A 19881-nucleotide genomic window follows, 5' to 3' on the forward strand; every position below is an offset into this window, starting at 1 on the left:
CATGTCGTTCTAATACTAAGGTCGTCTGGAACCTCTTCCGCAGCCGCATAGAGTGGATAACGTTCCAACTTTAATCTGTGCTGCGAGGATAAAAACAATGAACGACAGCATTTACCTCTCGATTCAAAATAGCCCGCGCTTCAAGGAGCTGGTTAGCAAACGAGAAAGGTTCGCCTGGATACTTTCAGCGATCATGCTTGGGCTTTACTCCGGATTCATTCTTCTGATTGCTTACGGGCCGCATATCCTGGGCGCGAAGATCAGCCCTGAATCTTCGATTACCTGGGGGATACCGATTGGTGTCGGGCTGATTCTCTCGGCCTTTATCCTGACTGCAATTTACGTACGACGCGCCAATGGCGAATTCGACGACCTGAACAATGCGATTCTCAAGGAGGCTCAGCAATGATCCGGCGTTTAATGGCTCTATTGAGCATCGCAGCCTTTGCACCTGGGGCCTGGGCGTCTGAAGCCCTGACTGGCGAAGTGCATAAACAACCGCTCAACGTTTCCGCGATTCTGATGTTCGTGGCGTTTGTCGGCTTGACTCTCTGCATCACTTACTGGGCTTCCAAGCGTAATAACTCGGCGGCCGACTACTATGCGGCAGGCGGCAAGATCACCGGCTTGCAGAACGGTCTGGCCATCGCCGGTGACTATATGTCGGCGGCGTCTTTCCTGGGTATTTCCGCCCTGGTGTTCACCTCTGGCTACGACGGCCTGATCTACTCGATCGGGTTCCTGGTGGGCTGGCCGATTATTCTGTTCCTGATCGCCGAGCGCCTGCGTAACCTGGGTAAATACACCTTTGCCGACGTGGCGTCCTATCGCCTGGGGCAAACCCAGATCCGCACGCTGTCTGCTTGCGGTTCGCTGGTGGTGGTGGCGTTCTACCTGATCGCGCAAATGGTCGGTGCCGGCAAGCTGATCCAGCTGCTGTTCGGTCTGGACTACTACGTTGCCGTGATCCTGGTCGGTATTCTGATGTGCATGTACGTGTTGTTCGGCGGCATGCTGGCGACCACTTGGGTGCAGATCATCAAGGCGGTGTTGCTGCTGTCCGGTGCTTCGTTTATGGCGCTGATGGTCATGAAGCATGTCAACTTCGACTTCAGCATGCTGTTTTCCGAGGCGATCAAGGTTCACCCTAAAGGTGAGGCGATCATGAGCCCGGGCGGTCTGGTGAAAGATCCGGTCTCGGCGTTCTCCCTTGGCCTGGCCCTGATGTTCGGTACCGCGGGCCTGCCGCACATCCTGATGCGCTTCTTCACCGTGAGTGACGCGAAGGAAGCTCGCAAGAGCGTGCTGTATGCCACTGGCTTCATCGGCTACTTCTACATCCTGACGTTCATCATCGGCTTCGGCGCGATCTTGCTGGTCAGCACTAACCCTGCCTTTAAAGATGCGGCCGGCGCGCTGTTGGGCGGCAACAACATGGCGGCGGTGCACTTGGCCAACGCGGTGGGTGGCAGTATTTTCCTGGGCTTCATCTCGGCGGTGGCGTTCGCGACCATCTTGGCTGTTGTGGCCGGTTTGACCCTGGCCGGTGCTACGGCGGTGTCTCACGACCTTTATGCCAGCGTGATCAAGAAGGGCAAGGCTAACGACAAGGATGAGATTCGCGTTTCGAAAATCACCACCATTTGTCTGGGCGTGTTGGCGATTGGCCTGGGCATTCTGTTCGAAAGTCAGAACATTGCGTTCATGGTGGGCCTGGCGTTCTCCATCGCGGCGAGCTGTAACTTCCCGGTGCTGTTGCTTTCCATGTACTGGAAGAAGCTGACGACTCGCGGTGCGATGATCGGTGGCTGGTTGGGTCTGGTGAGTGCTGTTGGTTTGATGGTGCTTGGGCCAACCATTTGGGTGCAGATTCTGCATCACGAGAAGGCTATCTTCCCGTATGAGTACCCTGCGCTGTTCTCTATGGCTATTGCGTTTGCGGGGATCTGGTTCTTCTCGATTACTGATAAGTCTACGGCGGGTGTTAATGAACGCGCGCTGTTCTTCCCGCAGTTTGTTCGTTCGCAGACTGGGTTGGGGGCGAGTGGGGCGGTTTCGCACTAAGGCTTCGGGTTTATCTGTGTCATTGCGTTAAATGAAAATGCCCTGGTCGTGAGATCGGGGCATTTTTTTTGTGGGCGGTTATCGGATTGTTTGTGGGTGGGGGGGCGTGGCGGCCTTTGGGCCGACCATGTTTTGGGTTGGTTGTGTGTATATCCGTTGCTGCGGTAACGGCGGCTTAGGGTTTCGCCCTGACGGCGACTCACTTTTTTTGACAAACGCCTCAAAAAAAGTAAGCAAAAAAAAGGCTCGCCCCGGCGTCCGGCCCCTCGCTTAGGCTCGGTGTTCCTTCGTTCCGGCATTCAACTGGGGGCATCGCCTCCGGTCTGCTTCGCGACGACCTCCTCTCGATGTGTGCGGCTTCGCCGCACGGCGCTACGCGCCTACCCCCCAGATGAACGCCTCCACTCAGCCTCCCGAAGGGGCGGGTAGATCAAAATCAAAAGCAGGCGAGCTACCGCTCGGCCTATTGAGTGGTGAAGAGCGGGTGGTACACCATGATTTACTGTGGGAGCTGGCCTGCTGGCGATGGCGGCCGGCCAGCCGACCAATCTCTTGCAGATGTACACCAAACCCTGTGGGAGCTGGCCTGCTAGCGATGACGGCCCGACAGCCGACCAGTCTCTTGCAGATGTACACCAAACCCTGTGGGAGCTGGCCTGCCAGCGATGGCGGCCTGACAGCCGACCAGTCTCCAGATGTACACCGACCCTGTGGGAGCTGGCTTGCCTGCGAAGGAGACTTTGTAGTCGACGTGTTCTTTTCGGATGTACGCAAGCTTCTCGACGACTGCGATCCTTTTGGCTTTGGCTTTGGCTTTGGCTTTGGCTTTGGCTTTGGCTTTGGCTTTGGCTTTGGCTTTGGCTTTGGCTTTGGCTTTGGCTTTGGCTTTGGCTTTGGCTTTGGCTTTGGCTTTTGACGTTGATCTTGATCTTGACCTTTCGCCCCTTCGGCAGGCCGAGCGTAGGTGTCCATCAGGGGGTTAGGCGCGTAGCGCCGTGCGGCGCAGCCGCACACATCGAGAGGAGGTCGTCGCGAAGCAGACCGGAGGCGATGCCCCCTGATGGACACCGTAGCAAGGGTACGCGGAGCCCTAGCGAGGCGCCGTACGCCGGGGCGAAGCCTTTTGCTTACTTTTCGGCGTCTGGAAAAGTGAGTCGCTGTAAAAGCGAAACCATAAGCAGCCGTTACCGCAGCAACGGATATGCCCCCAATCCCACACCACACCACCACCGCCCAAACAAAAACGGCCTCTATATAAATAGAGGCCGTTCCCGGTACAGCGTACAACTCAAGACGTTATCGCAAGACAGGTCTTATTTGCGGTCTTCCAGCTTGGTAATGTCACGCGACTCGTAACCGGTGTACAGCTGGCGCGGACGGCCAATCTTGTACGGGCTGGAGAGCATTTCTTTCCAGTGGGAGATCCAGCCAACGGTCCGCGCCAGAGCGAAGATCACGGTGAACATGCTGGTTGGAATGCCGATCGCCTTGAGGATAATCCCCGAGTAGAAGTCGACGTTCGGGTACAGCGAGCGCTCGATGAAGTACGGGTCGGTCAGGGCGATCTCTTCCAGGCGCATGGCCAGTTCGAGTTGCGGATCGTTGTTGATCCCCAATTCCTTCAGCACTTCGTCGCAAGTCTGCTTCATAACTGTGGCGCGTGGGTCGCGGTTTTTGTAAACCCGGTGACCGAAGCCCATCAGTTTGAACGGATCGTTCTTGTCCTTGGCCTTGGCGATGTACTTGTCGATGTTCGACACATCGCCAATTTCGTCAAGCATGGTCAGAACAGCTTCGTTCGCGCCGCCGTGGGCAGGGCCCCACAGTGCAGCGATACCGGCGGCGATACAGGCGAACGGGTTGGCACCCGACGAGCCGGCCAGACGTACGGTAGAGGTCGATGCGTTCTGCTCGTGGTCGGCATGGAGGATGAAAATCCGGTCCATGGCCTTGGCGAGCACAGGGCTGATCGGTTTGATCTCGCACGGAGTGTTGAACATCATGTGCAGGAAGTTTTCCGCGTACGTCAGGTCGTTGCGCGGGTACATCATGGGTTGACCCATGGAGTACTTGTAAACCATCGCTGCCAGGGTCGGCATCTTGGCGACCAGGCGGATCGCGGAGATTTCGCGATGCTGCGGGTTATTGATGTCGAGGGAGTCGTGGTAGAAGGCCGAGAGAGCGCCGACTACACCGCACATGACGGCCATTGGGTGGGCGTCGCGACGGAAACCGTTGAAGAAAGTCTTCAACTGCTCGTGAACCATGGTGTGGTTCTTCACGGTGCTGACGAACTGGGCCTTCTGTTCTGCAGTCGGCAATTCGCCGTTGAGCAGCAGATAGCAGGTTTCCAGGTAGTCCGACTTTTCAGCCAGCTGTTCGATCGGATAGCCGCGGTGCAGCAGAATGCCGTTGTCGCCGTCGATATAGGTGATCTTCGACTCGCAGGAAGCTGTCGACATGAAACCAGGGTCAAAGGTGAAACGGCCCGTGGCCGTCAGGCCCCGAACATCGATAACATCGGGACCAACGGTGCCGGTTAAAATGGGCAGCTCGACGGGGGCTGCGCCCTCGATGATCAACTGCGCTTTTTTGTCAGCCATGTGGCCTCCTATTTATGCTTGAAATCATCAGACAGACCCCCCACGCAGGGCCCGCACCACTATAGTGAGATAAATTCGAATGTCAATTTGCCTAAAGTCTTGCTCCAGAAGGCTTTAACCGGACTTTTTCCTCGAAATTGACTGCCATTTACGCCTTTTATCCAACTTGTGCAATGCGCTATTAGGGGAAGGTGAACGCGTTGTCATTAGTAGCCTAACTGTCTATACTCGGCCTCCGACCGCCAGGGGCTTTTGGGCCTGCTTTATTGGGGGTCGCACTCCCTGGGTGGTGGGTACCTGACCAGTGCACTCCCCAACAACTTTGCCCTGATTGTTAGGGGCTCTTCAGTGTGAAAAAAAGCCGTGAATAGCCAACGACCTGTAAACCTAGACCTAAGGACCATCAAACTCCCAGTCACTGCTTACACGTCCATTCTTCACCGAATCTCCGGTGTCATCCTCTTTGTCAGCCTGGCCATCATGCTTTATGCATTGGACAAATCGCTGAGCTCAGAAGAAGGCTTCGGTCAGGTGAAAGCGTGTCTGACCAGTCCGCTAGCCAAGCTAGTGATTTGGGGCATCCTGTCCGCCTTGCTGTATCACCTGGTTGCCGGTGTGCGCCACTTGATCATGGACATGGGCATCGGCGAGTCGCTTGAAGGCGGCAAACTGGGCTCGAAAATCGTTATCGCCGTTTCCGTGGTGGTAATCGTTCTGGCAGGAGTTTGGATATGGTAACTAACGTCACGAACCTGTCCCGTTCGGGCCTCTATGACTGGATGGCACAACGTGTGTCTGCGGTCGTTCTCGCGGCTTACTTCATTTTCCTGATCGGATACGTCGTTGCCCATCCCGGCATCGGCTACGCCCAATGGCATGAACTGTTCGCAAGCAACTGGATGCGTATTTTCAGTCTCCTGGCCCTCGTTGCCCTCGGCGCTCACGCCTGGGTCGGCATGTGGACCATCGCGACCGACTACCTGACGCCAATGGCGTTCGGCAAGTCCGCGACTGCGATACGTTTCCTCTTCCAGGCAGTATGCGGCGTCGCGATGTTCGCCTACTTCGTCTGGGGTGTGCAGATTCTTTGGGGTATCTGATTCATGTCTACTACAGTTAATACGCTTTCGTTCGACGCCATCATCATTGGCGGCGGCGGTGCTGGCATGCGCGCTGCGCTGCAATTGGCACAAGGTGGTCACAAGACTGCCGTAGTTACCAAGGTTTTCCCGACTCGTTCGCACACTGTATCCGCCCAGGGTGGCATCACCTGCGCCATCGCGTCCGCTGATCCGAACGATGACTGGCGCTGGCACATGTACGATACCGTCAAGGGTTCCGACTATATCGGTGACCAGGACGCTATCGAATACATGTGTTCCGTAGGTCCGGAAGCAGTTTTCGAACTCGAGCACATGGGCTTGCCGTTCTCCCGTACCGAACAGGGCCGCATCTATCAGCGTCCGTTCGGCGGTCAGTCGAAAGACTTCGGTAAAGGTGGCCAGGCTGCCCGTACGTGCGCTGCTGCCGACCGTACCGGTCACGCTTTGCTGCACACCCTGTACCAGGCCAACCTCAAGGCCGGCACCGTATTCCTCAACGAATACTATGGCGTCGACCTGGTGAAGAACGAAGACGGTGCCTTTGTCGGCATGATCGTCATCTGCATCGAAACCGGCGAAACTTCCTACGTTCGCGCTAACGCCACCGTATTGGCGACCGGCGGTGCAGGTCGTATCTACTCGTCCACCACCAACGCCCTGATCAACACCGGTGACGGCGTCGGCATGGCTCTGCGTGCTGGCGTGCCGGTACAAGACATCGAAATGTGGCAGTTCCACCCGACCGGCATCGCCGGCGCCGGTGTACTGGTGACTGAAGGTTGCCGCGGTGAAGGCGGCTACCTGATCAACAAGCACGGCGAGCGTTTCATGGAGCGTTATGCTCCGAACGCCAAAGACCTGGCTGGTCGTGACGTGGTTGCTCGCTCGATGGTTAAAGAAATCATCGCCGGCAACGGTTGCGGTCCGGATGGCGACCACGTAATGCTGAAGCTCGATCACCTCGGTGAAGAAGTTCTGCACAGCCGTCTGCCAGGCATCATGGAACTGTCCAAGACCTTCGCTCACGTCGATCCAGCCGTGGCGCCGATTCCGGTCGTTCCAACCTGCCACTATATGATGGGCGGCGTTGCCACCAACATTCATGGCCAGGCAATCACCCAAGACGCCGACGGCAAAGACCAGATCATTCCTGGCCTGTTCGCTGTAGGTGAAGTGGCATGCGTATCGGTTCACGGTGCCAACCGCCTGGGCGGCAACTCGCTGCTCGACCTGGTGGTCTTCGGTCGTGCCGCCGGCCTGTTCCTGGAACAGACCCTGAAAGAAGGCGTCGACTACGCTCGCCCTCGCCAGTCCGACATCGACGCTGCCCTGGCACGTCTCGATGGCCTGAACTCGCGTACCGAAGGTGAAGACGTCGCTACCCTGCGTAAAGAGCTGCAAAGCTGCATGCAGAACTACTTCGGTGTATTCCGTACCGGCGAATACATGCAGAAGGGTATTGCCCAGCTCGCTGATCTGCGTGGCCGTATCGCCAACGTCAAGATCAACGACAAGAGCCAAGCGTTCAACACGGCTCGAATCGAAGCCCTGGAACTGCAGAACCTGCTGGAAGTGGCCGAAGCCACCGCCATCGCTGCTGAAATCCGCAAAGAGTCCCGCGGCGCTCACGCCCGTGAAGACTACGAAGATCGCGACGATGAAAACTGGCTGTGCCACACCCTGTACTTCCCGGGTGACAAGCGCGTAACCAAGCGGGCCGTGAACTTCTCGCCGAAGACTGTTCCGACTTTTGAACCTAAGATTCGGACTTATTAAGGGTGGCCGCCATGTTGCAAGTCAGTGTTTATCGCTACAACCCTGATCAGGACGCTGCGCCGTTCATGCAGGAATTCCAGGTCGACACCGGTGGTAAAGACCTGATGGTGCTGGACGTGCTGGCCCTGATCAAAGAGCAGGACGAGGGTTTCTCCTATCGTCGCTCTTGCCGTGAAGGCGTTTGCGGTTCCGACGGCATGAACATCAACGGCAAAAACGGTCTGGCGTGCGTCACGCCGCTGTCTTCTGTTGTAAAAGGTAACAAGCTGATCGTTCGTCCGCTGCCAGGTTTGCCGGTAATCCGTGACCTGGTCGTCGATATGAGCATCTTCTACAAGCAATACGAAAAGGTGAAGCCTTACTTGCAGAACGACACGCCGGCTCCGGCCATCGAGCGTCTGCAGACTCCGGAAGAGCGTGAAAAGCTCGACGGTCTGTACGAGTGCATCCTGTGCGCTTGCTGCTCGACCTCTTGCCCGTCCTTCTGGTGGAACCCCGACAAGTTCCTGGGTCCAGCTGCACTGCTGCAAGCGTACCGCTTCCTGGCAGACAGCCGTGATACCAAGACTGCCGAGCGTCTGGCTTCGCTGGATGACCCGTTCAGCGTATTCCGCTGCCGCGGGATCATGAACTGCGTCAACGTCTGCCCGAAAGGCCTGAACCCGACTAAGGCCATCGGACACGTACGTAACATGCTGCTGCAAAGCGGTGTGTGATTCAGCTGTAAATGCAGGACCGCTGTACCCGTAGATGCTACGGCGCAGGCTTCAACCGGCGCCGTAGTTTTAACCTGAGCAGCAGCCCATAAAGCTGCGGCTCTTATTTTGAAGAAATGAGACAAGCAGGGGCATCCGGGCTGGTACCCGGACTATCAGCGTGATCCTAAGTGGCTTGTTTTGGTCGCTGCATTTGGACTTCTGCAAGTTTGCTCGGTGTCGACGCCGGTGGTGTTCCCCTAACCGAGGGTGACCAAGCATGCAAGAAAGCGTGATGCAGCGCATGTGGAACAGCGCCTACCTATCCGGTAGTAACGCTGCCTATGTGGAAGAGCTCTACGAGCTCTACCTGCACGACCCTAACGCTGTGCCAGAAGAGTGGCGCACCTACTTCCAGAAGTTGCCTGCTGACGGCAACCCTGCCACCGATGTATCGCACTCCACAATTCGCGATCATTTCGTCTTGCTGGCAAAGAACCAGCGCCGCGCCCAACCGGTTTCCGCCGGCAGCGTGAGCAGTGAGCACGAGAAGAAGCAAGTTGAAGTGCTGCGACTGATCCAGGCCTACCGTATGCGTGGCCACCAGGCAGCCCAGCTTGATCCGCTGGGGCTGTGGCAGCGTCCTGCACCTGCAGACCTGTCGATCAATCATTACGGCTTGACCAATGCCGATCTTGATACGACCTTCCGTGCCGGCGACCTGTTCATCGGCAAAGAGGAGGCGAGCCTACGCGAAATTCACGAAGCGTTGCAGCAGACATATTGCCGCACCATCGGCGCTGAATTTACGCACATCACCGATTCGGAGCAGCGCCAGTGGTTCCAGCAGCGTCTGGAAAGCGTGCGTGGCCGTCCGACGTACTCCGCAGACATCAAGAGCCATCTGCTCGAGCGTGTTACTGCCGGTGAAGGCCTGGAAAAATACCTGGGTACCAAATACCCGGGCACCAAGCGTTTCGGTCTGGAAGGCGGCGAAAGCCTGATTCCGATGCTCGACGAGCTGATCCAGCGTTCCGGTTCCTACGGTACCAAGGAAATCGTCATCGGCATGGCCCACCGTGGCCGTCTGAACGTGCTGGTCAATACCTTCGGCAAGAACCCGCGCGAGCTGTTCGACGAGTTCGAAGGCAAGAAGAAGGTCGAGCTGGGTTCCGGTGACGTTAAATATCACCAGGGCTTCTCTTCCAACGTGATGACCACCGGCGGTGAAGTTCACCTGGCCATGGCGTTCAACCCGTCCCACCTGGAAATCGTATCTCCAGTGGTCGAGGGTTCGGTTCGCGCCCGTCAGGATCGTCGTAACGACCCAACCGGTGAGAAGGTTCTGCCGATCTCCATCCACGGTGACGCGGCTTTCGCTGGTCAAGGCGTGGTAATGGAAACCTTCCAGATGTCGCAGACCCGCGGTTTCAAGACCGGCGGCACCGTGCACATCGTGATCAACAACCAGGTCGGTTTCACCATCAGCAACCCGCTGGACTCGCGCTCCACCGAGTACGCGACCGACGTGGCGAAAATGATCCAGGCGCCGATCCTCCATGTGAATGGTGATGATCCGGAAGCTGTATTGTTCGTCACTCAGCTGGCCATTGACTACCGCATGCAATTCAAGCGTGACGTGGTAATCGACCTGGTCTGCTACCGCCGTCGCGGCCACAACGAGGCCGACGAGCCAAGCGGCACCCAGCCTCTGATGTATCAGCAGATCACCAAACAGCGCACCACCCGTGAACTGTATGCCGATCGTCTGACCCAGTCCGGTGTGCTGGACGTAGAGCGTGTTCAGGCGAAAGTCGATGAATACCGCAATGCGCTGGACAATGGTCTGCATGTTGTAAAAAGCCTGGTCAAAGAGCCGAACAAAGAGTTGTTCGTGGACTGGCGTCCGTATCTGGGCCACGCCTGGACCGCGCGTCACGACACGCGTTTCGATCTGAAAACCTTGCAGGAACTGTCCGCCAAGCTGCTGGAAATTCCAGAAGGCTTCGTGGTTCAGCGCCAGGTCTCGAAAATCTACGAAGACCGTCAGAAGATGCAAGTCGGCGGCCTGCCGATCAACTGGGGTTACGCCGAAACCATGGCGTACGCAACCCTGGCGTTCGAAGGTCACCCGATTCGCATGACGGGTCAGGACATCGGTCGCGGTACGTTCTCGCACCGTCACGCTGTCTTGCACAACCAGAAAGACGCGGGTACCTACATTCCGTTGCAGAACCTGTACAAAGGCCAGCCACGTTTCGACCTGTACGATTCGTTCCTGTCCGAAGAAGCGGTTCTGGCGTTCGAATACGGTTACTCGACCACCACGCCTGAGGCGCTGGTGATCTGGGAAGCCCAGTTCGGCGACTTCGCCAACGGTGCCCAGGTGGTTATCGACCAGTTCATCACCAGTGGCGAGCACAAGTGGGGCCGTCTCTGCGGTCTGACCATGCTGCTGCCGCACGGTTATGAAGGTCAGGGTCCGGAGCACTCGTCGGCTCGTCTGGAGCGTTACCTGCAACTGTGCGCCGAGCACAACATTCAGGTTGCCGTACCGACTACACCGGCCCAGATCTACCACCTGCTGCGTCGTCAGGTCATTCGTCCGCTGCGCAAGCCGTTGATCGTTCTGACTCCGAAGTCGCTGCTGCGTCACAAGCTGGCCGTATCGACCCTGGAAGATCTGGCAGAAGGTTCGTTCCAGACCGTTATCCCGGAAATCGATGCACTGGACCCGAAAAAGGTCGAGCGCGTTGTTCTGTGTAGCGGCAAGGTCTACTACGACCTGCTGGAAAAACGCCGTGCCGAAGGTCGTGATGACATCGCCATCGTGCGTATCGAGCAGCTGTACCCGTTCCCTGAGGACGACTTGAACGAAGTCCTGGCTCCGTACACCAACCTCAAACATATCGTTTGGTGTCAGGAAGAGCCGATGAACCAGGGTGCCTGGTACTGCAGCCAGCACCACATGCGCCGCATCGTTGGCAATCACAACAAATCTCTCGTACTCGAGTACGCGGGCCGTGATGCTTCTGCTGCACCTGCTTGTGGTTATGCATCGATGCACGCTGAGCAGCAGGAAAAACTGCTGCAAGACGCCTTTACTGTTTAACGCCTTCGCGCACCTGAAACCGAATTTAAGGACCCACAGATAATGGCTATCGAAATCAAAGCCCCCACCTTCCCGGAATCGGTTGCCGATGGCACCGTTGCCACCTGGCACAAAAAGCCGGGCGACGCCGTCAAGCGTGATGACCTGATCGTCGACATCGAAACCGACAAGGTTGTCCTGGAAGTGCTGGCCACCGCCGACGGCGTACTGGGCGCTATCGTCAAGAACGAAGGCGACACCGTTCTGTCCGACGAAGTCCTGGGCTCCATCGAAGCCGGCGGCGCTGCTGCCGCTCCAGCACCTGCCGCGGCTCCGGCCGCTGCACAAGCTGCTGCTCCTGCTGCTGAAGGCGAAGACGATCCTGTTGCTGCACCGGCTGCTCGCAAGCTGGCTGAAGAAAACGGCATCAACATCGCTTCCGTTGCCGGCACTGGCAAAGGCGGTCGTGTGACCAAGGAAGACGTGGTAGCGGCTGTTGCTGCCAAGAAAGCCGCTCCGGCTGCAGCGCCTGCCAAGGCTCCTGCACCGGCTGCTTCGGCTCCAGTGTTCGCGGCCGGCGAGCGTGTTGAAAAACGCGTTCCAATGACCCGTCTGCGCGCCAAGGTTGCCGAGCGTCTGGTTGAAGCTCAGTCGAACATGGCCATGCTGACCACGTTCAACGAAGTCGACATGACCGAAGTCATGGCCCTGCGTTCGAAGTACAAGGACCTGTTCGAGAAGTCCCACAACGGCGTACGCCTGGGCTTCATGTCGTTCTTCGTCAAGGCCGCCACCGAAGCGCTGAAACGCTTCCCGGCAGTCAACGCGTCGATCGACGGTGCGGACATCGTTTACCACGGCTACGCCGACGTCGGTGTTGCCGTTTCCAGCGACCGTGGCCTGGTTGTACCGGTTCTGCGTAACGCCGAACTGATGAGCCTGGCTGAAATCGAAGGCGGCATCGCCACCTTCGGCAAGAAGGCGCGTGACGGCAAACTGTCGATGGACGAAATGACCGGCGGCACGTTCACCATCACCAACGGTGGTACCTTCGGTTCGATGATGTCGACTCCGATCGTCAACCCGCCGCAAGCGGCTATCCTGGGCATGCACAACATTCTGCAGCGTCCTATGGCGATCAACGGTCAGGTCGTTATCCGTCCGATGATGTACCTGGCGTTGTCCTACGATCACCGTCTGATCGATGGCAAAGAAGCTGTGACCTTCCTGGTTACCATCAAGAACCTGCTGGAAGACCCGGCTCGTTTGCTGCTGGATATCTGATTTCGTTGCACGGGCCGTCCAGTGATGGATGGCCCGTCTGTAATGACCAGCTTCGTCCCACGACAGTCCCCATAAGGGACTGTCCGGTTTGATTCGAGAAGGAATGACACATGACTCAGAAATTCGACGTGGTAGTGATTGGCGCGGGCCCTGGCGGCTACGTGGCTGCCATCAAAGCAGCGCAACTGGGCCTCTCCACTGCCTGCATCGAGAAATACACCGACAAGGAAGGCAAACTTGCCCTCGGCGGTACTTGCCTGAACGTCGGCTGCATTCCATCCAAGGCGCTGCTGGACAGCTCCTGGAAATACAAGGAAGCCAAAGAAGGCTTCGCGATCCACGGTATCAATCACGCTGGCGTGACCATGGACGTGGCAGCGATGGTTGGCCGTAAAGCCAACATCGTCAAAGGCCTGACCTCCGGCGTTGCGACCCTGTTCAAGGCTAACGGCGTCACTTCCCTGCAAGGCCACGGCAAACTGCTGGCCGGCAAGAAAGTTGAACTGACCAAGCCGGACGGCACCGTCGAAATCATCGAAGCCGAGAACGTGATTCTGGCTTCGGGCTCGCGTCCGATCGACATTCCACCGGCTCCGGTTGACCAGAACGTGATCGTCGATTCGACTGGCGCGCTGGAATTCCAATCCGTACCCAAGCGTCTGGGCGTTATCGGCGCTGGCGTGATCGGTCTGGAACTGGGTTCGGTATGGTCGCGTCTGGGTGCTGAAGTGGTTGTTCTGGAAGCACTGGAGAAGTTCCTGCCAGCCGCTGACGAAGCCGTTTCCAAAGAAGCTTTCAAAACCCTGACCAAACAAGGTCTGGACATCAAGCTGGGCGCTCGCGTCACCGGTTCCAAAGTCAACGGCAATGAAGTCGTCGTGAACTACACCGATGCCAATGGCGAGCAGACCATCACTTTCGACAAGCTGATCGTTGCCGTTGGTCGCCGTCCAGTGACCACCGAACTGCTGGCAGCTGACAGCGGTGTGAACATCGACGAGCGTGGTTTCGTATTCGTTGACGACCAGTGCGCGACCAGCGTGCCGGGCGTTTACGCGATCGGCGACGTGGTTCGCGGCATGATGCTGGCGCACAAGGCGTCCGAGGAAGGCATCATGGTGGTTGAGCGCATCAAGGGCCACAAAGCCCAAATCAACTATGACCTGATCCCGTCTGTTATTTATACTCACCCGGAAATCGCGTGGGTTGGCAAAACCGAGCAGGTCTTGAAAGCTGAAGGCGTTGAAGTTAACGTCGGCACCTTCCCGTTCGCAGCCAGTGGCCGTGCCATGGCAGCCAACGATACCGGCGGTTTCGTGAAAGTCATTGCCGATGCCAAGACTGACCGCGTATTGGGCGTCCACGTGATTGGCCCGAGCGCTGCAGAACTGGTTCAGCAGGGCGCGATCGGTATGGAATTCGGCACCAGCGCTGAAGACCTGGGCATGATGGTTTTCTCCCATCCGACCCTGTCCGAAGCACTGCACGAAGCAGCCCTGGCTGTGAATGGCGGCGCCATCCACATCGCCAACCGCAAGAAGCGTTAAGACAATAAGAAACCACGGCGGTATGGCCCGTCGTGAGCCTTGCATGCAAGACTCACCGCGGAATGTCCGCTGGACGCAGTCTTGCGTAGCTCAGCTACGCAAGCAGCAGTCACAGGTGGTGCGGCACTTGAACAAGTGCAGCACCGAATGCGCAGTACCTAACGAAGACGGTAATAAGCATGAATCTTCACGAGTATCAGGGTAAGCAGCTGTTCGCTGAATACGGCCTGCCAGTTTCCACCGGCTACGCAGTAGACACCCCGGAAGCAGCAGCAGAAGCTTGCGACAAAATCGGCGGCACCGAGTGGGTTGTCAAAGCCCAGGTCCACGCTGGTGGTCGCGGTAAAGCGGGCGGCGTAAAGCTGGTTCGCAGCAAAGAAGACGCCAAGGCATTCGCTCAACAGTGGTTGGGCAAGCGTCTGGTGACTTACCAGACTGATGCCAATGGTCAGCCAGTCACCAAGATCCTGGTTGAATCGTGCACTGATATCGCTAAAGAGCTGTACCTGGGCGCTGTCGTTGACCGTTCGAGCCGTCGCATCGTGTTCATGGCTTCCACCGAAGGTGGCGTGGACATCGAGAAAATCGCTCACGACACTCCAGAAAAAATTCTGAAAGCCACTATCGATCCACTGGTTGGCGCTCAGCCATTCCAGGGTCGCGAGCTGGCATTCCAGCTGGGTCTGGAAGGCAAGCAAGTTGCTCAGTTCGCCAAGATCTTCGTAGGTCTGGCCAAACTGTTCAAGGATCACGACCTGGCCCTGCTGGAAGTGAACCCGCTGGTGATCAAGGCTGACGGCGATCTGCATTGCCTCGACGCCAAGATCAACATCGACGCCAACGCCATGTACCGTCAGCCTAAGCTGAAGACTTTCCACGATCCGTCGCAAGACGATCCGCGCGAAGCGCACGCTGCCAAGTTCGAACTGAACTACGTAGCACTGGAAGGCAACATCGGTTGCATGGTCAACGGTGCTGGCCTGGCCATGGGTACCATGGACATCGTCAACCTGCATGGCGGCAAACCAGCCAACTTCCTCGACGTGGGCGGCGGTGCTACCAAAGAACGCGTTACCGAAGCGTTCAAGATCATCCTGTCCGACACTAACGTCGCAGCAGTATTGGTCAACATCTTCGGCGGCATCGTTCGTTGCGACATGATTGCCGAAGGCATCATCGGTGCAGTGAAAGAAGTCGGCGTGAAAATCCCGGTTGTTGTTCGCCTTGAAGGCAACAACGCTGAGCTGGGCGCTAAAGTACTGGCAGAAAGCGGTTTGAACATCATCGCTGCTACCAGCCTGACCGACGCTGCTCAACAAGTCGTTAAAGCTGCGGAGGGCAAATAATGAGCGTCCTGATCAATAAAGACACCAAAGTTATCTGCCAGGGTATTACCGGTTCGCAAGGTAGTTTCCACACCCAGCAAGCGCTCGAATACGGCACCAAGATGGTTGGCGGCGTAACTCCGGGCAAAGGCGGCACCGAGCACCTGGGTCTGCCAGTGTTCAACACCGTGAAAGACGCTGTAGCTGCCACTGGCGCCACCGCCAGCGTGATCTACGTTCCAGCTCCTTTCTGCAAGGACTCCATCCTGGAAGCAGCGTTCGGCGGCATCAAGCTGATCGTTTGCATCACTGAAGGCATTCCTACCCTGGACATGCTGGATGCCAAGGTCAAGTGCGACGAGCTGGGCGTAGTCCTGATCGGTCCTAACTGCCCAGGCGTGATCACTCCAGGCGAATGCAAGATCGGCATCATGCCAGGTCACATTCACTTGCCAGGCAAGGTCGGTATCGTTTCCCGTTCCGGCACCCTGACCTACGAAGCTGTGAAGCAAACCACTGACGCCGGTTTCGGTCAGTCGACTTGCGTCGGCATCGGCGGTGACCCGATTCCTGGTTCGAACTTCATCGACATCCTGAAGCTGTTCCAGGAAGACCCGAAGACCGAAGCGATCGTGATGATCGGTGAGATCGGCGGTTCGGCTGAAGAAGAAGCGGCTGCCTACATCAAGGCACACGTGACCAAGCCGGTTGTTTCCTACATTGCTGGTGTGACTGCCCCTGCAGGCAAGCGCATGGGCCATGCTGGCGCAATCATCTCTGGCGGCAAAGGCACTGCAGACGAGAAGTTTGCTGCCCTGGAAGACGCAGGCGTGAAAACCGTGCGTTCGCTGGCAGACATCGGCAAGGCTTTGTCCGAGCTGACCGGCTGGGCGATGAAGTAAGCCTCGCGCTTAACTCACGCTTCACCAGACAAAGGCCACCTTCGGGTGGCCTTTGTTGTTTCTGAAGATCTGTGTCGTCAGTGACAGCCCCATCGCGAGCAAGCTCGCTCCCACATTGGATTTCCAGCGTTCACAAATCCTGTGGGAGCGAGCTTGCTCGCGATGGCGTACTTACAGGCGACAACCATTTACATGCAAAAACGCGACACGGAAATGTCGCGTATCGGAATGATCGCACCCTAACAGTGCGTTTGCCGGGCAAATTCGTTAGGCTAGCCGCCATTTTGCGTTTGCCTCCCACAAGGAAGCGTCGCGCTAAACGGGTCAGCCCTATACGGACCGACAGCATTTCCCTCACCCATAGGGAAATCCCTCTCTAAATTCCGATTCAGTAGTGTGGTATTTCCTTAATGAAAGTGTTGAAAGGCCAGGACATCCTGGCACTTGGTTTTATGACGTTTGCCCTGTTTGTCGGGGCTGGCAATATCATCTTCCCGCCTATCGTCGGTTTGCAGTCCGGGCCTCACGTCTGGATGGCAGCGCTGGGCTTTTTGATCACCGCCGTCGGTTTGCCGGTGATCACGGTTGTTGCGCTGGCCAAGGTCGGTGGTGCGATGGATGCCCTGAGCAGCCCGATCGGCAAAGTTGCCGGTGGCTTGCTGGCGGCCGCGTGCTACCTGGCCGTGGGGCCACTGTTCGCCACGCCACGCACCGCGACGGTATCGTTCGAAGTCGGCCTGGCACCACTGACCGGTGAAAGCCCGTTGGCGTTGTTCCTCTACAGCTCGGTGTATTTCCTGCTGGTGTTCTTCATCTCGCTCTACCCGGGCCGTTTGCTGGACACCGTCGGACGTTTCCTCGCCCCGCTGAAGATCATCGCCCTGGCGGCCCTCGGCATTGCCGCGTTCGCCTTGCCTGCCGGTGATATCGGTGTGGCAACGCCGGAATATGTTGCGGCGCCATTCTCCCAAGGCTTTATCAATGGTTACCTGACCATGGATACCCTGGGCGCGCTGGTGTTCGGCATCGTCATCGTCAACGCGATCCGCTCGCGTGGGGTTGAATCGCCTGCGCTGATCACCCGTTACGCAATCATCGCCGGGCTGATTGCCGGCGTCGGCCTGGCGCTGGTTTACGTCAGTCTGTTCCGCCTCGGTTCGGGCAGCCATGAAGTCGCGGCAGGCGCCACCAACGGCGCGGCGGTCTTGCACGCCTATGTTCAACACACCTTCGGTTCGTTGGGCAGCGGTTTCCTTGCCGTGCTGATCTCCCTGGCCTGCCTGGTCACGGCAGTCGGTCTGACTTGCGCCTGTGCCGAGTACTTCAGCCGTGTGCTGCCACTGTCCTACAAGACCCTGGTGATCATCCTGGCCGCGTTCTCCTTGCTGGTGTCCAACCTGGGCCTCACCAAGCTGATTGCGTTCTCGATCCCGGTACTGACCGCGATTTACCCGCCGTGCATCGCCCTGGTAGCGCTGAGCTTCTGCAAGGACTTCTGGCATGAGCAGGGACGCATCGTGGGTCCGGTGATGTTGGTTTCGTTCATTTTCGGCATGATCGACGCGCTCAAGGGCGCAGGTTTGGCAGACTGGATGCCGTCGCAGCTGTCCCACCTGCCGCTGAGCGCGCAGGGCCTGGCATGGCTGGTGCCGTCGGTGATGACATTGGTGGTCGCCGTGGTTTGCGATCGTCTGCTGGGCAAACGCGAAGAAGCGCTGGCTTAAGCCGCTCCAGGGGCCGCCATAAGCGGGCTTGAAGCAGAAACGGAAATGCCCCGTATCAATCGATATGGGGCATTTTTTATGTGCGCGATGCGGTGTCTTTTTTTCTGAGCTAACGTCGAAGCACTGCAAATTCCTTTGTGGGAGCAAGCTTGTTCGCGATGAGGGCCTGACATTCAGATCGATTTTGACTGATAGTCCGCAATCGCGAGCAAGCTCGCTCCCACAGGATTTCAGTACGCCTTCAACACATCACAAGGACCTGCATGTCGTTCATCCACGCCAACATCATCCACCTGATCGCTGCACTCTGGTTTGTCATCTGCTGGGGCGGCTACACCCGTTATGCCTCGTGGAAGGGCCGCGACACCGCGTGTCTGGCCAGTGTGCTGCACTTGTATCGGGAAGACTGGATGCGCCGCATGCTGCTGCGCGATAACCGCATCGCCGACGCCAGCGTGATTGGCAATCTGGAACGCAACGCCTCCTTCTTCGCCTCCAGTACGCTGATTATCCTGGCTGGGATTCTCACCGTGCTGGGAGCCTCGGAAAGGGCTGTATCGTTACTGGCGGATATCCCGATGGTGCAGCAGGCGTCGCAAGGCATGTCTGAGATCAAGTTGCTCTGCCTGGCGCTGGTGTTTGTCTATGCGTTCTTCACGTTCAGCTGGTGCATGCGTCAGTACAACTTTGCGGCAATCCTGGTTGGCTCGGCACCGATGATCGGTGAGCGGCATGTGTCCGAGCAAGAGCGTAAAGCCTTCGCTTCCCGAGCGGCCCGGGTCATTTCCATGGCCGCGAACCAGTTCAACTTCGGCCTGCGTTCCTATTACTTCGGTATGACCATGCTGGCCTGGTTTGTCAGCCCATGGCTGTTTATGTTGATGAGTGCCGGGGTGGTGCTGGTGCTGTATCGCCGGGAGTTTCATTCCGACGTTCTCGACGTGATGGTCTATACCCCTACAGAGGCGCCAGTGCCCGAGTTGAACAAAGAGGTTGCTTGATGAGTATTCCGTTCTGGTGTGTGTTTATCAGCGCCTTGCTGATTTACGTGGCGCGTATGCCGGTGGCCAAGGCCATGAAAGAGCAGGGCGGTTACAACAATCACCTGCCGCGACAGCAACAGGCGCAACTCACAGGCTTCGGCGCCCGTGCGGTGGCGGCGCACCAGAACTGCTTCGAGGCGTTCATTCTGTTTGCGGTCGGGGTGCTGATGGCGCATACCACGCAGACGGCGGGATGGCTGATCGATATGCTGGCAATCATCTTTGTGATTAGCCGAGTTATTTATTTACTGTGTTATTGGGCTGATCTGGCCTGGCAGCGGAGTCTGGTATGGATTGTCGGATTTGTGTGTTCGTTGCTGCTAATGATTAGTCCGACTTTTAGAACTATTTTGCTCTAACAGGATAAAAGGCAGGCAAAAGAAAACCCGCACTTGGCGGGTTTTCTTTATCACGCTAAAAACCGGTTTAGTTTTTAGGTGCTTCTTTCGCAGCGGCTGCGTTCGATTCAGCCTGAGCTTTGGCAGCTTCGGCGTTTTCTTTCGCAGCGTCGTTCACTTTATCCTGCGCTTTGTTCATGTCTTGCTGAGCTTGCTCAGAGTGTTTGGCTGCATCTTGAGCTTTGTCCTCGGATTTTTTATCGCAGGCAGCGAGACCGAGGGAAGCGGTCAACATCAAGGCAATAGCTAAAGTCTTACGCATGGGGTGTTTCTCCTTATGGAAAGTATCTACTGGCCTTTCGAGCGCAGCCCTCAGCGTTAAGTTC

Annotated in this window: 17 protein-coding genes; 15 read left to right on the forward strand and 2 right to left on the reverse strand. The window is 57.3% G+C overall.

Annotated elements, in window-relative coordinates; translation table 11 throughout:
* Window positions 1-97 precede the first annotated feature (97 nt).
* The 3 genes from ACM6I0_RS19710 (at window position 98) to ACM6I0_RS19720 (ending at window position 2980) form a co-directional block, all read left to right on the forward strand.
* On the forward strand, window positions 98-409 hold the full coding sequence (locus ACM6I0_RS19710) for a DUF485 domain-containing protein (RefSeq protein WP_017337238.1): 312 nt from the start codon (window positions 98-100) through the stop codon (window positions 407-409).
* Window positions 406-2064, forward strand: a complete 1659-nt coding sequence (locus ACM6I0_RS19715) for a cation acetate symporter (RefSeq protein ID WP_414923061.1) — start codon at window positions 406-408, stop codon at window positions 2062-2064. Before ACM6I0_RS19710 ends, ACM6I0_RS19715 begins: the two co-directional genes overlap by 4 nt.
* A 628-nt stretch (window positions 2065-2692) precedes the next feature.
* Complete coding sequence (locus ACM6I0_RS19720) at window positions 2693-2980, forward strand: hypothetical protein (RefSeq protein WP_414923062.1); 288 nt, start codon at window positions 2693-2695, stop codon at window positions 2978-2980.
* Window positions 2981-3377: 397 nt separating this feature from the next.
* Here ACM6I0_RS19720 and gltA read toward each other — a convergent pair whose 3' ends face one another.
* Complete coding sequence (gene gltA / locus ACM6I0_RS19725) at window positions 3378-4667, reverse strand: citrate synthase (protein WP_017337241.1); 1290 nt, start codon at window positions 4665-4667, stop codon at window positions 3378-3380.
* A 363-nt stretch (window positions 4668-5030) separates the two neighbouring features.
* Between gltA and sdhC the strand changes: the two genes are divergently transcribed.
* From sdhC to ACM6I0_RS19785, 12 genes are all read left to right on the forward strand, one after another.
* Window positions 5031-5405, forward strand: a complete 375-nt coding sequence (gene sdhC, locus ACM6I0_RS19730; protein WP_027922413.1) for a succinate dehydrogenase, cytochrome b556 subunit — start codon at window positions 5031-5033, stop codon at window positions 5403-5405.
* Window positions 5399-5767, forward strand: a complete 369-nt coding sequence (gene sdhD, locus ACM6I0_RS19735) for a succinate dehydrogenase, hydrophobic membrane anchor protein (RefSeq protein WP_027922414.1) — start codon at window positions 5399-5401, stop codon at window positions 5765-5767. The genes sdhC and sdhD overlap by 7 nt, the downstream gene beginning before the upstream one ends.
* Window positions 5768-5770: 3 nt before the next feature.
* Window positions 5771-7546 (forward strand): succinate dehydrogenase flavoprotein subunit, encoded by a 1776-nt coding sequence (gene sdhA / locus ACM6I0_RS19740; protein ID WP_027922415.1) that lies wholly within the window; start codon window positions 5771-5773, stop codon window positions 7544-7546.
* A gap of 11 nt (window positions 7547-7557) precedes the next feature.
* On the forward strand, window positions 7558-8262 hold the full coding sequence (locus tag ACM6I0_RS19745; protein ID WP_010456852.1) for a succinate dehydrogenase iron-sulfur subunit: 705 nt from the start codon (window positions 7558-7560) through the stop codon (window positions 8260-8262).
* A gap of 259 nt (window positions 8263-8521) precedes the next feature.
* On the forward strand, window positions 8522-11353 hold the full coding sequence (locus tag ACM6I0_RS19750; protein WP_285435480.1) for a 2-oxoglutarate dehydrogenase E1 component: 2832 nt from the start codon (window positions 8522-8524) through the stop codon (window positions 11351-11353).
* A 42-nt stretch (window positions 11354-11395) separates the two neighbouring features.
* Entirely contained in the window at window positions 11396-12616 is a 1221-nt protein-coding gene (odhB, locus tag ACM6I0_RS19755) for a 2-oxoglutarate dehydrogenase complex dihydrolipoyllysine-residue succinyltransferase (protein WP_222585287.1), read from the forward strand.
* A gap of 110 nt (window positions 12617-12726) precedes the next feature.
* Complete coding sequence (gene lpdA / locus ACM6I0_RS19760; RefSeq protein WP_222585288.1) at window positions 12727-14163, forward strand: dihydrolipoyl dehydrogenase; 1437 nt, start codon at window positions 12727-12729, stop codon at window positions 14161-14163.
* A gap of 179 nt (window positions 14164-14342) precedes the next feature.
* Window positions 14343-15509, forward strand: coding sequence for an ADP-forming succinate--CoA ligase subunit beta (gene sucC / locus ACM6I0_RS19765; protein ID WP_007898980.1), 1167 nt, complete (start codon window positions 14343-14345; stop codon window positions 15507-15509).
* Window positions 15509-16390 carry a succinate--CoA ligase subunit alpha gene (gene sucD / locus ACM6I0_RS19770; protein ID WP_027922418.1) on the forward strand — a complete coding sequence of 294 codons (882 nt, stop codon included), beginning with the start codon at window positions 15509-15511 and terminating at the stop codon, window positions 16388-16390. The genes sucC and sucD overlap by 1 nt, the downstream gene beginning before the upstream one ends.
* A gap of 410 nt (window positions 16391-16800) precedes the next feature.
* Complete coding sequence (gene brnQ, locus ACM6I0_RS19775) at window positions 16801-18114, forward strand: branched-chain amino acid transport system II carrier protein (RefSeq protein ID WP_285435485.1); 1314 nt, start codon at window positions 16801-16803, stop codon at window positions 18112-18114.
* 263 nt (window positions 18115-18377) lie between these two features.
* Window positions 18378-19115: a DUF599 domain-containing protein gene (locus tag ACM6I0_RS19780; RefSeq protein WP_285435488.1), complete on the forward strand. Its 738-nt coding sequence runs from the start codon at window positions 18378-18380 to the stop codon at window positions 19113-19115.
* Window positions 19115-19516, forward strand: a complete 402-nt coding sequence (locus tag ACM6I0_RS19785) for an MAPEG family protein (protein WP_414923063.1) — start codon at window positions 19115-19117, stop codon at window positions 19514-19516. Before ACM6I0_RS19780 ends, ACM6I0_RS19785 begins: the two co-directional genes overlap by 1 nt.
* Window positions 19517-19583: 67 nt before the next feature.
* Here the strand turns inward: ACM6I0_RS19785 and ACM6I0_RS19790 are convergent, their stop codons facing one another.
* Entirely contained in the window at window positions 19584-19817 is a 234-nt protein-coding gene (locus ACM6I0_RS19790) for a hypothetical protein (RefSeq protein WP_090181648.1), read from the reverse strand.
* Between the last annotated feature and the right edge of the window lie 64 nt (window positions 19818-19881).

The organism is Pseudomonas sp. IT-P294 (assembly GCF_949767865.1).
In the GTDB taxonomy this organism is placed as follows: domain Bacteria; phylum Pseudomonadota; class Gammaproteobacteria; order Pseudomonadales; family Pseudomonadaceae; genus Aquipseudomonas.